The sequence below is a fragment of the Phenylobacterium sp. genome (assembly GCF_016124325.1).
Lineage (GTDB): Bacteria > Pseudomonadota > Alphaproteobacteria > Caulobacterales > Caulobacteraceae > Phenylobacterium.
The window spans coordinates 207,147-219,057 of record NZ_WGNY01000014.1 but is presented as its reverse complement, the minus strand read 5'-3'; the positions used below and the strand labels follow the sequence as shown (position 1 = coordinate 219,057).

Annotated in this window: 12 protein-coding genes; 4 read left to right on the top strand and 8 right to left on the bottom strand. The window is 71.4% G+C overall.

Annotation, left to right across the window (positions count from 1 at the left end):
- Positions 1-39 precede the first annotated feature (39 nt).
- Positions 40-1,041: an N-acetyl-D-Glu racemase DgcA gene (gene dgcA / locus GC203_RS08005; protein ID WP_293453125.1), complete on the bottom strand. Its 1,002-nt coding sequence runs from the start codon at positions 1,039-1,041 to the stop codon at positions 40-42.
- Between the two features lie 93 nt (positions 1,042-1,134).
- Here dgcA and GC203_RS08000 point away from each other — a divergent pair, with 93 nt between their 5' ends.
- Entirely contained in the window at positions 1,135-1,935 is an 801-nt protein-coding gene (locus GC203_RS08000) for a hypothetical protein (RefSeq protein WP_293453124.1), read from the top strand.
- Here GC203_RS08000 and GC203_RS07995 read toward each other — a convergent pair.
- Genes GC203_RS07995 through GC203_RS07970 form a run of 6 tightly spaced genes read right to left on the bottom strand, consistent with a single transcriptional unit; the run spans position 1,928 to position 7,935 of the window.
- Positions 1,928-2,806, bottom strand: a complete 879-nt coding sequence (locus GC203_RS07995; RefSeq protein ID WP_293453123.1) for an RDD family protein — start codon at positions 2,804-2,806, stop codon at positions 1,928-1,930. The two genes, GC203_RS08000 and GC203_RS07995, sit on opposite strands and share 8 nt — an antisense overlap.
- Positions 2,796-3,800 carry a stage II sporulation protein M gene (locus GC203_RS07990; RefSeq protein ID WP_293453122.1) on the bottom strand — a complete coding sequence of 335 codons (1,005 nt, stop codon included), beginning with the start codon at positions 3,798-3,800 and terminating at the stop codon, positions 2,796-2,798. Before GC203_RS07990 ends, GC203_RS07995 begins: the two co-directional genes overlap by 11 nt.
- Entirely contained in the window at positions 3,800-5,113 is a 1,314-nt protein-coding gene (locus GC203_RS07985) for a DUF58 domain-containing protein (protein ID WP_293453120.1), read from the bottom strand. The genes GC203_RS07990 and GC203_RS07985 overlap by 1 nt, the downstream gene beginning before the upstream one ends.
- Before the next feature lie 41 nt (positions 5,114-5,154).
- A complete protein-coding gene (locus GC203_RS07980) occupies positions 5,155-6,111 on the bottom strand; it encodes a MoxR family ATPase (RefSeq protein ID WP_293453119.1) in 957 nt (318 codons plus the stop codon).
- Positions 6,098-7,309: a hypothetical protein gene (locus GC203_RS07975; protein ID WP_293453117.1), complete on the bottom strand. Its 1,212-nt coding sequence runs from the start codon at positions 7,307-7,309 to the stop codon at positions 6,098-6,100. Before GC203_RS07975 ends, GC203_RS07980 begins: the two co-directional genes overlap by 14 nt.
- Positions 7,306-7,935 carry a DUF4129 domain-containing protein gene (locus tag GC203_RS07970; RefSeq protein WP_293453116.1) on the bottom strand — a complete coding sequence of 210 codons (630 nt, stop codon included), beginning with the start codon at positions 7,933-7,935 and terminating at the stop codon, positions 7,306-7,308. The genes GC203_RS07975 and GC203_RS07970 overlap by 4 nt, the downstream gene beginning before the upstream one ends.
- Before the next feature lie 89 nt (positions 7,936-8,024).
- Between GC203_RS07970 and GC203_RS07965 the strand changes: the two genes are divergently transcribed.
- Positions 8,025-9,041, top strand: coding sequence for an adenosine deaminase (locus GC203_RS07965; RefSeq protein WP_293453115.1), 1,017 nt, complete (start codon positions 8,025-8,027; stop codon positions 9,039-9,041).
- Here GC203_RS07965 and GC203_RS07960 read toward each other — a convergent pair.
- Positions 9,020-9,568, bottom strand: a complete 549-nt coding sequence (locus GC203_RS07960; RefSeq protein ID WP_293453113.1) for a GNAT family N-acetyltransferase — start codon at positions 9,566-9,568, stop codon at positions 9,020-9,022. The two genes, GC203_RS07965 and GC203_RS07960, sit on opposite strands and share 22 nt — an antisense overlap.
- On the opposite strand from GC203_RS07960, the gene GC203_RS07955 reads away from it, so the two are divergent.
- Both GC203_RS07955 and GC203_RS07950 read left to right on the top strand, forming a co-directional pair.
- Positions 9,552-10,763: a parallel beta-helix domain-containing protein gene (locus GC203_RS07955; protein ID WP_293453111.1), complete on the top strand. Its 1,212-nt coding sequence runs from the start codon at positions 9,552-9,554 to the stop codon at positions 10,761-10,763. The genes GC203_RS07960 and GC203_RS07955 overlap by 17 nt on opposite strands.
- 17 nt (positions 10,764-10,780) lie before the next feature.
- Positions 10,781-11,863: an SO2930 family diheme c-type cytochrome gene (locus GC203_RS07950; RefSeq protein WP_293453109.1), complete on the top strand. Its 1,083-nt coding sequence runs from the start codon at positions 10,781-10,783 to the stop codon at positions 11,861-11,863.
- Positions 11,864-11,911 lie beyond the last annotated feature (48 nt).

Here is an 11,911-nt window from a genome sequence, read left to right as displayed (position 1 = left end):
ACAGGACGATGAAGCCGACGATGCGCGAGCCCTGTCAACTCAGGGACGTAGGCCGGGCTCGCCCCAGAAGCCCGGCTGTGGCGGCCAGAGCACGCCTCGCTCGATCCGGCAGCCGCCTGCCCGGTCCTGCGTCAGCCACCAGGGCCCGTCGAGATCGGCGGCGGCGGCCTGCGCGCCGATGAATAGCGCCGGCGCGATCGAGAGCGAGCTCGACACCATGCAGCCGGCCAGCACGTCCATGCCAAGGTCGTGGGCGCGGGCGGCCATAGCGAGCGCGCCGGTCAGGCCGCCCGCCTTGTCGAGCTTGACGTTGACCACCTGGTAGCGGTCGGCCAGGCGCGCCACGTCGGCGGCGGTGTGGGCCGCCTCGTCGGCGCAGAGCGGGGCTGGGAAGGCCAGGCCGGCCAGGGCCGCATCGGCGTCGGCGGGCAGTGGCTGCTCCACCATGGCCACGTTCAGGCGGGCGACGACATCGGCCATGCGCAGGAGGACCGGCAGCGTCCAGCCCTCGTTCGGGTCGACGATCAGCCGGGCGTGGGGAGCGCCTTCGGCCACGGCGAGGAGACGCTCGGCGGGCCCATCGGCGTCGAGCTTGACCTTCAGCAGCGGCGCGTCGGCGACGGCCGCCGCCGCGGCGCGCATCGCCTCGGGCGTGTCCAGGCCGACGGTCACCGCCGAGGGCAGGGGCGCGGGCGGGGCGAGACCCAGGCGTTCGGCCACCGAAACCCCGTCGCGCCGGGCCTCGAAATCCCACAGCGCGCAGTCGAGGGCGTTGGCCGCCGCGCCGGACGGCAGCGCCGCGGCGACCTCGCGTCCCGGCTCCCCCGCCGCCAGGCGCGCGCCGGCCGCGGCGAGCTGGTCGGCGACCGACCGGGGCGTCTCGCCGTAGCGGGCGTAGGGCACGCATTCGCCGCGTCCGAGCAGGTCGCCGTCGCGCAGTTCGGCCACCACCACATCGGCATGGGTCTTGGCCCCGCGCGAGATGCGGAACGGCGCCTTGAGGGCCAGCTTTTCGATCCGGACGTGAAGGCGCGCGCTCACGCCCGCCGTTCTTGCGCATCGCCGGCTCCGCGTCGACAGCCATGCAACCGCATGTTTAGCATCGCCCCTGGGAAGCGGATGAGGGGCTGAAGAATGAGCGTGGACGTCGCAGAGCCGGGCAAGCTCGATATCGGACGGGTGATCTCGGGGACCTTCCAGACCTTGGGGCGCAACGCCGTCGCCTTCCTCGTGCTGGCGCTGGTGCTGTCGGGCGTTCCGGCCGCGCTGGTCAGCTATATCGAGGCGGCCAATCTGGTGGGAATGCGAAGCGGCGACATGAGCCTCACGATGAACTACTTCAGTTCACTGGGCTTGGTCGGGCTCGTGACGGTCGTCAGCTCGGCGATCCTGCAGGGCGCGCTGATCTACGGAACCGTCCAGGACATGAACGGCCGCAAGCCGAACATCGGCGAATGCCTGGCCACGGGCCTGCGCGCCTTCCTGCCGCTGATCGGGGTCAGCATCCTGTTCGGCCTGGCCGCGGCCTTCGGCTTCGTCCTGCTGATCGTGCCGGGCGTGATGATCATCTGCGCCTGGTGCGTATCGGTGCCGTCGCTGGTCGCCGAGCGCACAGGCGTGTTCGGCGCGTTCAGCCGCAGCGCAGACCTCACCCGCGGCAACCGCTGGCGGATCTTCGCCCTGCTGATCGTGGTCTGGGTGATCGCGATCGTGATCTCCATGGTGATCGGCGCCATCGCTGTCGGCGCCTCGTTCATGAGCGGCGGCCTCGATCCGGTGGCCCTGGCCCGCAGCCCGGCGCAGATCGTGGCCAACCTGATCACCAGCACGCTGTCGCCGGCGATCAGCTCGACCGGCGTGGCCGTGCTCTACGTGGAGCTGCGCCGGACCCGCGAAGGGCTTGGGCCGCAGTGGCTGGCCGAGATCTTCAACTGACGTCGAACTTGTCGCGCCGCCGCTGTCCGAACAGCAGGCGGTTCTCCAGCCGCCCGCGCAGGGCGGCGTAGTAGGCGTTCAGGAACGTGCGGTCAGCCATGTCGGCCGCACCGTCCCAGCCGATCTTGGCGCGGATGCGCGCCGCCACCTCGGCGATGGCCTTGCGGTCGCCGCCGCGCAGCACGTCCTCCAGGACGTGAAGTTCGCGAATGCCGTAGACGTCGAGCTGGGCCGGCGCGAAGACCACGCCCTGCGCGCCCGTCCGCTCGACATCGGCGAGGTCGACCTGAAGCTTCAGGCGGGGGACCTTCACCACCAGGGCCCCGGCGGCCAGGTCGCCGAGGCGGCGCCGATCGCGGTTGAACAGCGGAAAGAGCGCGAAGACCCCGCTCCAGATCAGCCCCAGGGCGATCATCACGCCGTCGATCCCCTGCCCCTGCGAGAGCGCGAACAGGATCGGCAGGAACACCTCCACCTCGCGCATGGCGTTGCGCGCGAAGACGGCGTCGGCGGTCAGGCGGCCGCCGTCGGCGGCGATCACCCGCAGCCCCATGATCCGCTTGCCGGGGGTGGCCGCGCGCGGCCCGAGCTCGAAGGCCAGGAAGTAGATGTAGCGCCCGAGCGAGGAGCCGATCACCCAGACGACGCCCAGCATCTCCATCGGTGCGGCACTGCGCGCCACGGCCGCCGCCGCGATGACGAGCAGCGTCAAGACGATCATCGCGCCCGCCAGGATCGCCAGGTCGATCCCCAGCGCCGTCACCCGCTCGGCGTAGGTTGCGACCTTCAGGCCCAGGTCGACGCCCTCGGGCGTGACGAACTCGCGCCGCACGGGCTCCGCGCGGGGCTCGGGGGCGACCTCAGCCGTCATGGCCGCGCCTCCGGGGCCAGTAGAAGTAGGCCAGCCACAGCGCGAGCATGGAGCCGGCGATCGCATAGCGCACCAGGTCGAGCTGGATGAGCTGGCGGCCGAAGCCCTCCAGCAGGCCGGCGACGAACAGCATGATGACGACGCCCATCATCACCATGGCCGCGCGCCGGCCGGCCGCGGCGGCGGCGTCCACGCGGCTCCGCTCGCCGGGGAAGATCACCGCCCAGCCGATGGAAAAGCCGGCCGCGCCCGAAAGCACGATGGCGAACAGTTCGGTCGTGCCGTGGATCATCAGCCAGCCGGTCGCCTCGAAGCCGAGGCCCCGGGAGACGAACAGCGCGATGAAGGCGCCTAACGCGCCGCCGTTCAGGACCATGAGCGCCGCCGTCGGCAGGCAGAGCGCGAAGCCGAGCGCGAAGGCCCAGATCGCGATCTGGGCGTTGTGGGTGAAGAGGAACGCCGCCAGGAAGGACAGCCCCTGTGCGAGGCTTTCGGGCTTATCGTAAAGCGTCTCGCGCAGGGACGCCGTGGTCGCCATCGGATCGCGGCCCGACGCCATCCCGGGATCCATGAAGGCGTAGAACCAGTCGGGGTCGCGAAGGACCAGGACATAGGCCACGACCGCGGCGGCCAGCGAGACCGCGAGCGACACCAGCGTCTCGCGCCAGAGGGATTGGACCGCCGCCGGCCAGTCGCTGCGGAAGAACCGGACCAGCCGGTCGCGAAGGCGGCCCCGCGCGCCGTAGACGACGAAATAGCCGCGGGTGCTCAGGCCCTCGAGGTAGCCGATGAGGTTCTGGTCCAGCGAGATCGCCCGCGCCACCGACAGCGACGAGAGCGCCTGGCGATAGAGCAGCGGAATCTCCAGCAGCTCCTCGCGCCGCATGTGGCCCACCCCCACCGACTCCGCCCGGGTGAGCAGGGCGTCCAGCTTGCGCCAGTCGGCCTCGCGCTCGGCGCGGAAACGCGCGCTCTTGAGCTGCAGCTCGGCCATCAGACCAGCTCCCGCCGCTTGGCGTCGAGGTAGCGGTTGACCAGGGCGGCCGACAGGCCTTCGGCCGGCGCGTCGACGATCTGGGCCCCCAGTCGGCGCAGGCGGGCGGCCACCTCCTCACGCTGGCGCAGCAAGCGCTCGGCGATGACGGCGCGGGACACGTCGTCGGGCTCCTCCGGCCGGCGGGCGCGAAGGGTTTCCAGCTCCTCGTCGCGGAACACCACGAAGAGCACCAGATGGGTGCGCATCAGCCGCGCCACGTTCTCGATCATCAGTTCGGCGCTGGTGGCGTCGGCGAAGTCGGTGAACACCACCACCATGGCGCGGCGGTCGAGCCGGCCGGCCAGCGCCGTCAGGCCGAGGGTGAAGTTGGTCTCCTCGGTGGAATAGTCGATCGAGGCGGCCAGCCGCTGGATCAGCGGGAAGGCCTGCGGCCCGCTCGCCAGGCCGCTAGCCACCCGTGGCCGGGAATCGAAGGCGAAAAGGCCGACGCGATCGCCGAGGCGCAGGCTCACGAAGGCCAGCAGCAGGGCCGCGTTGATCGCCCGGTCGATGCGCGGCAGTCCGGCCGCCGGCGCGCTCATCAACCGGCCGCTGTCGATGGCCAGGACCACGTGGTGGTTCCGCTCGGTCCGATACTCGCGGCCGACCAGCTTCAGGTGGCGGGCGCTCTGCTTCCAGTCGATGTCGCGCAGGTCCATGCCGGTCTGGAATTCCCGCAGCGCGTGGAAGTCGGAGCCCTCGCCACGGTCGGTAAGCGGCTTGGCGCCGATGGGCGCGTCGCGGGCGAACAGCCGCAGAGCCTGTTCCTTCACCGCGTCGATATCGGGGGTGATCGGCAGGACCGGGCCGTCGGCGGCGTGGCGCTGCAGCCAGACCAGGCCGAGCGGTCCGCGCCAGCGCGCCCAGACGCCCTCGATCCGGCCCTCGCCGCGCCGTTTGGGATCCAGCGACACCACCGCCTCGGCGCGACCGTCGCGCACGGCCGCCGTCCGGCGGTCGGGCGAAGCCCCCAGCCGCGCGTTGACGCCGACGGCCAGCTCGACCTCGGCCGGGGCGGCGCCCTCGAAAGCGGCCACGAGCCGCGCCGCGGCCGGCCGGCCAACCCCGAGCCCGCCCGGCGCCTCCGCCGACAGGGCCGCCCGCCGCGGGGACGTCGCCAGGAGCGCATCGGTCAGCATCAGGCCCGCCGCCAGCACGATCCACGCCGCCGCCATCGTCCAGTAGCCGGGCGCGGCCAGCGCAACGGCCATGGCCGGCGCGGCCCCCGCGGCCGTCAGGCCGATCGCGCGGCGGGTGGGATACAGTCTCAAGCCTCCGGCCTCCTCACCAGGGCGCTCTCATCGGGGCGCTCTCATCGGGGCGCCGCGGCCGCCTCGACCAGGGCCTCGATGATCTGGTCGGAACGCCGCCCGTCGATCTCGGCCGCGGGCGAGAGGATGACGCGGTGGCGCAGCACCGGCAGCGCCAGGGTCTTCACGTCGTCGGGGATCACATAGTCGCGCCCGTCCAGCGCGGCCCTGGCCCGGGCGGCGAGCGCGAGCTGGGCGGCGGCGCGCGGCGAGGCGCCGCTGGAGAGCTCGGGCGTCTCGCGGGTGGAGCGCACGAGGTCCAGGACGTAGCCCACGATCTCGTCGGTCAGACGCACGCCCGCGACCGCCTTGTGCGCTTCGCCGAGCTGGCGGGCCGTGGCGACGCGAGCCACGCCGCGACCGGCCGGATCGGCATGGCCGGCCTGGGCGCCGTATTCGGCGACGATCCTGCGCTCCTCCTCCCGGCTGGGGTAGCCGAGCGCGTGCTTGAACAGGAACCGGTCCAGCTGGGCCTCCGGCAGCGGATAGGTGCCCTGCTGTTCCAGCGGGTTCTGGGTGGCCACCACCATGAAGCGGTCGGAGAGCTGGCGCGCCTTGCCGTCGATCGTCACGCGCCGTTCCTGCATCGCCTCCAGCAGGGCCGCCTGGGTCTTAGGCGGGGCGCGGTTGATCTCGTCGGCCAGCAGCAGCTCGCAGAACAGCGGCCCCTCGTTCAGCGAGAAGGTCGAGGTCTGGAAGTTGAACACATTGGCCCCGATGATGTCGGCCGGCATCAGGTCGGGCGTGAACTGGATGCGCCCGAAATCGAGGCCGAGCGTCCGGGCGAAACTCTGGGCGAGATAGGTCTTGGCCACGCCCGGCGGGCCCTCCAGCAGCATGTGGCCGCGGGCGAACAGGGCGGTGAGCAGCAGGTCCACCGTCTCGTGCTGGCCCACGATGGCCTTAGCCACTTCGGCGCGGACCTGATCGGCCAGCGCCTTCACCTCAGCGACGTTCACGCGTCATCTCCCCTCTCCACTCGTACAGTTTCGTCGCGACGGCCATGAGGTCGTCGCGGGTCCTGGCCGCTTCGGCCTCGGCCGCCAGCTGGGCCGGCTCGGCCTGGCCGCGGCGGCGCGCCAGCTCGTCCAGCCAGTCGGCGCCGCCATGCGCCCCCGCGGCGCGGATCACCAGCGCCCGGGTCAGCGCCGCATAGGCGGGGGCCAGTTCGTGTTCCTTGCGCGCCTGGCGGATCAGGCCCGCGCCGTTGTCGACCAGGGCCCGCGCGCCCAGGGCGAAGGCGCGGCCGGTCCGGCGCGGCTGGCCGAACCGCGCCAGGCCATGCAGGCCCATGAGGATCGCGGCGGCCACGGCGATCAGGGTGGCGGCGAGCCACGGCGGCGCCAGCATCAGGCGCAACAGTCCCTGGCCGCGCTCGTAGCCGGCCAGGGTCACGTCGAAGACCAGCGACTCCGCGCCCTCGCCGCTCAGCGCGCCCAGGATCCCGGCCCCGGCGCGGGCCGTGTTCAGGTCCTTCAGGCCCTGGTTGTTGAGCAGGTCGGGCTCGGCCAGCAGCCAGATGTTGGGCCGCCGGCGCGAGGCCGCCAGCACCGTGCGGCCCTCGTCGTCCACCAGGATCGGCGCCCAGCCGTCGCCGGAGACCGTCTGCAGCCGGTCGATCGAGCCCAGGGGCAGGTACGACCCGGCCAGGGCGGATCCCGGCGCGCCGCGCAGGACGGGGCGTGTCGCGGCCGGCCGGACCGCGACGACCGTCTGCTTGGACCACGCCTTGAGCATGTCGGTGAACCGTTCGGCCGGCCCGGACAGGACGCCGGCCTTCGTCACGTATCCTTGGTGAAAGGGATCGGGCGCGGCGGCCCATTTCGGCAGGACGATCAGCAGCGGGTCGCGCCCTTCGAACCGCTTCAGTTCGTCGCCCGCGGTCCCGGCATCCGGCGTCAGCACCACCGTCGCGGCCAACCCGCCGTGCGGCTTCACGCGACTGACCAGCGCGGTCTGGCCCAGTTCGCGCATCAGGATCGGCGCGCCGGCGTAGCCGATCGCCGACTTCGACAGGGCGTGGGCCCGCCCGTCGGCGCCCGATCGCAACTCCGGCGCGTAGGCCGCGAGCACCACCAGGCCCGAAAGGGCCACGATCCCGACGGCGACCAGCGCGAGGATCGTCCGGGGGGCGAAGGCGGGCGCGGTCTCGCTCATCGCCAGCCCTCGGCGAAGGCGAAGGCCTCGTAGTCGGCCCGCGCTCGGCCGAAGGCCTCGGCGTCGGCCGGCCGCCCTCCGAAGAACGTGCGCTCCACGGCCTGGGCCAGGCGCGCGAAGGCCGCCCGCGCGCCCGACGGCAGCACCTCCAACCCGGCGATGTCGCGGCTGGTCAGCGCCTGGCGCACCGCGCCCGGCCGGCGCGCGGCCAGGTCGTCGATGGACCGGAACAGCAGGATGTGGATCGCCTCGTCGAACTGGCCGTCGGCGGCGAGCCGGTCGGCGTCGGCCAGCAGGGCGTGGGCCTGTTCGGCGTCGGGCCGCCAGTCCGCGGCCTCCTGGACCTGGCGCCGGCCGCGCAGCCAGCGTTCGGGGACCAGTTCCCGGATGACGAAGTAGACGAGCAGCGCCGCCCCGATCGCGACGCCGCCCCAGAAGAGGTAGATCACATAGGGCCCGACGACCTTCAGCAACCGCAGCAGCGGCTCGGCCCAGAACGGCGGCTCGGGCGGCTGCGCAGCGGCGAAATCGAACTGTATGCCCTTGGTGTGCAGAAGGGCCTGATGGGCGGCCGCGAGCTTTTGCTCCGCCGTCGTCCCCGCCGCCTCGGCGCCTGATGCAGCCACGCACACTCCCCAGTTGAAGCCAGAGCCTAGACCAGCCCCGACGCGCCGCAAGCCTTGACCCGCGCCCGGATCGCGGGAAGGTCGCGGCCATGACCGACCTCACCCAATTCGCCCGTGGCCTGCCGAAGGCCGAACTGCACCTGCATATCGAAGGCAGCCTGGAGCCCGAGCAGATGTTCGAGTTCGGTCGGCGCAACGGCGTCGCCCTGCCCTTTCGGACCGTCGAGGAGGTGCGCGCCGCCTACGCCTTCGGAAACCTGCAGGACTTCCTCGACATCTACTACCAGGGCGCCGGCGTGCTGATGACGGAAGACGACTTCCGCGATCTGGCGATGGCCTATTTCCGGCGCGTCGCGGCCGACGGCTGCCGCCACGTCGAGCTGTTCTTCGATCCCCAGACCCACACCGACCGCGGACTTCCCTTCTCCGTCGCGGCCGACGGCCTGCTGGCGGGCATGGCTGAGGCCGAACGAGACCTGGGCGTCACCTCCAGCCTGATCCTGTGTTTCCTGCGCCATCTCGACGAGGACGCCGCCTTCGCCACCCTGAGGATGGCCGAATCCTACCTCGACCGCATCGTGGGCGTGGGACTGGATTCCTCAGAGGTGGGCCATCCGCCCTCAAAGTTCGCCCGCGTCTTCGCCGCCGCCGGCGAACGCGGCCTGAAGCGCGTCGCCCACGCCGGCGAGGAAGGGCCGCCCGAATATGTCTGGGAGGCGCTGGACCTGCTGCACGTCGACCGCATCGACCACGGCAACCGGGCGCTGGAGGACGACAGGCTGGTGGCGCGGCTGGCCTCGGAGGGCATGACGCTGACGGTCTGCCCGCTCTCGAACCTCAAGCTCTGCGGCGTGAGCGACCTGAAGCTTCACCCCCTGAAACGGATGCTGGAACTGGGCCTCAAGCCCACGGTCAATTCGGACGATCCGGCCTATTTCGGCGGCTATGTGGGCGAGAACTTCACCCAGATCACCGAGGCGCTGTCGCTCTCGCGCGACGACCTCGTGACCCTGGCCAAGAACAGCTTCACCGGCTCGTTCCTGCCCCCGGAAGTGGCCGAGCGACACGTGGCGGCCATCGACGCCTACGTGTCCGCCAACTCGTAGACGTACATGACGAACGTCTCGGCCTGGGAGCCGCGACGTTCGTACAGCGCGCGCGCCGGGCCGTTGTCGACCTCGGTTCCGACCCACGCTTCCTCGCAGCCCAGGCTCCGGCCCCACGCGACGAGGTCGTCGAGCAGGTGCGTCGCCAGCCGCTCGCGCCGCCGTGACGGAGTCACGCCGAGATTGTCGATGTAGAGTTCGGTCTTCTTGTCGGGGTGGCGGTGCACCATGCCGCGCGCCTGGCCCACGACCTCGCCATCGCTAACGGCGACCACCATCAGATGCCCGGGCTCGGCGAGATAGGCCGCGACCCGCGCCGGATCTATCGCCTCGTCGAACACGTCGATGGCGACGCGGTCGAGGACGTTCGCGCATTCCGCACCGAAGCGTATGATCCGGGTCTGCATGCTTTTGTGGCCCTTTGGGGTTGCCTTGCGGCGCTGACCTGCGCCACCTACGAAGTTGAACGGCGCGTCATGATGCCGGCAGGACGATACGGGAGGTGTGAAGATGATCAGGTACGCCACGGCGCTGCTGGCCGCCACGGTGCTGAGCGGGAGCGCCTACGCCAAGACCCTGACCGTCGCGCCGGGCGCCGATGCGCAGGAACGGCTGCAGACCGCGCTGCTCGACGCCAAGCCCGGCGACGTGGTCGAGCTGGGCGCGGGACGCTACGACCTCATCGACGGCCTGTCGCTCGATGTGGCCAACGTCACGGTGAAAGGCGCCGGGCCTGAGGCCACCATCCTGTCGTTCAAAGGGCAGAAGGGCGCCGGGGAGGGCCTGCTCATCACCTCGAACCAGGTGACGATCCGCGACCTCGCGGTCGAGGACACCCGCGGCGACGGGGTGAAGTCCAAGGGCTCCGACCAGATCAGCTTCGTGAACCTGCGGGTCGAGTGGACCGGCGGGCCCAAGGAGACCAACGGCGCCTACGGGGTCTATCCCGTCTCGTCCACCAACGTGCTGATCGACAAGGTGACGGTGAAGGGCGCCTCGGACGCCGGCATCTACGTCGGCCAGTCGAAGAACATCATCGTCAAGAACAGCCGGGCCGAATTCAACGTCGCCGGGATCGAGATCGAGAACTCGATGAACGCCGACGTCTTCGACAACGTCTCGACCCACAACGCCGGCGGCATCCTGGTGTTCGACCTGCCGAACCTGCCGCAGATGGGCGGGCACTCGACGCGGGTGTTCAACAACCAGGTCGTGAACAACGACACCCAGAACTTCGCGCCCAAGGGCAACATCGTGGCCGGCGTGCCCACCGGCACCGGCGTGATGGTGATGGCCAACCGCGACGTCCACGTGTTCGGCAACACGATCGACGGCAACCAGACCGCCGCGGTGATGCTGGTCAGCTACACGCAGAAGTTCGACGACAAGACCTACAACCCCCTGCCGCGCGACATCGTGGTGCGCGACAACAAGATCGGCCGCAACGCCTGGAACCCGCAGTTCGACGGCGGCGAGGCCCTGGCCAAGATGATGGGCGGCCAGATCCCGCCGGTGATGTGGGACGGGGTCACCACCTTCGCCGGCTCGCCCGAGGTGGCGCGCGTGCGCCTGAGCGACGGCCCGGTGCTCAACCTCAACCTTCCCGCGCCCGGCGCGCTGGACAAGGCGAAGCCGCAGGTGGCCCAGACCGTCGGCGACGCCCAGGTGGCCGAGCCGGCCGCCGTGATCCTGCCCAAGGCGCAGTCTGACCTGGGGTCGTGAGCGTACGAAGTCGGATGATGCGTATTCGGACCTTGGCGGCCGGCCTCACCGGCCTCCTGCTGCTGGGCGCGGCGCCCGCGCCGCCGGGCGTGTCCCAGGCGGCGCTGATGGCCGACGGGCCGGCGCCGAAGCTGTCCGACTACCGCCTCTTCACCGACGCCGGGGCCCGCCACCCCAACGCGCGGGTGACGCCCTACGCCCTGAACACGCCGCTGTTCACCGACTACGCCGAGAAGCACCGCTTCGCCTACCTGCCGCCCGGAACCCAGGCGCGCTACCGGGCTGAGGGCGTTCTGGACCTGCCCGTGGGTGCGGCGCTCATCAAGACCTTCGCCTATCCGGCCGACCTCCGCCGGCCGGGCGAGAAGGTGCGCTTCATCGAGACCCGGGTGCTGATCCACAAGCCGGAAGGCTGGACGGCCCAGGCCTATGTCTGGAACGCCGACCAGAGCGAGGCGGTGCTGAAGCGGGCCGGCGCGCGGATGGAGGTGTCGGTCATCGACGAGCACGGCAAGCCGCTGACCATCGACTACGCCGTGCCCAACCAGAACCAGTGCAAGGAGTGCCACCAGCTCGACAAGGCGATCTCGCCGATCGGGCCCAAGGCGCGGAACCTCAACGGCGACTACGCCTACGCCGGAGCGGGCGAGAACCAGCTCGTCCACTGGACCCGCCTGGGCCTGCTGGCCGGGGCGCCGAAGCCGGCCGACGCGCCGCGCACGCCGCGCTGGGACGATCCGGCCGAGCCGCTGGACGCGCGCGCGCGGGCTTACCTCGACGGCAATTGCGCCCACTGTCACAACGCCCGGGGCGTGGCGAGCAACTCGGGCCTGTTCCTCGACCTGGAGGAGCGGAATCCCGTGACCTGGGGCGTCGGCAAGCATCCAGTCGCCGCCGGCCGCGGATCGGGCGACCTCAAGGACGACATCGTGCCCGGCCGCCCCGACGACTCGATCCTGGCCTACCGCATGGCCTCGACCGAGCCCGGCGTGATGATGCCCGAGCTGGGCCGCTCGATGACGCACGAGGAGGGGGTCGCCCTGATCCGGGCCTGGATCAAGGCCATGCCGGCCAGCACGGGATCAGCCGGCGACCGCTGAGCGCGCCCGCAGATTCCCGGCGTTGCCCGACGCCGCGGAAGCCGGCTA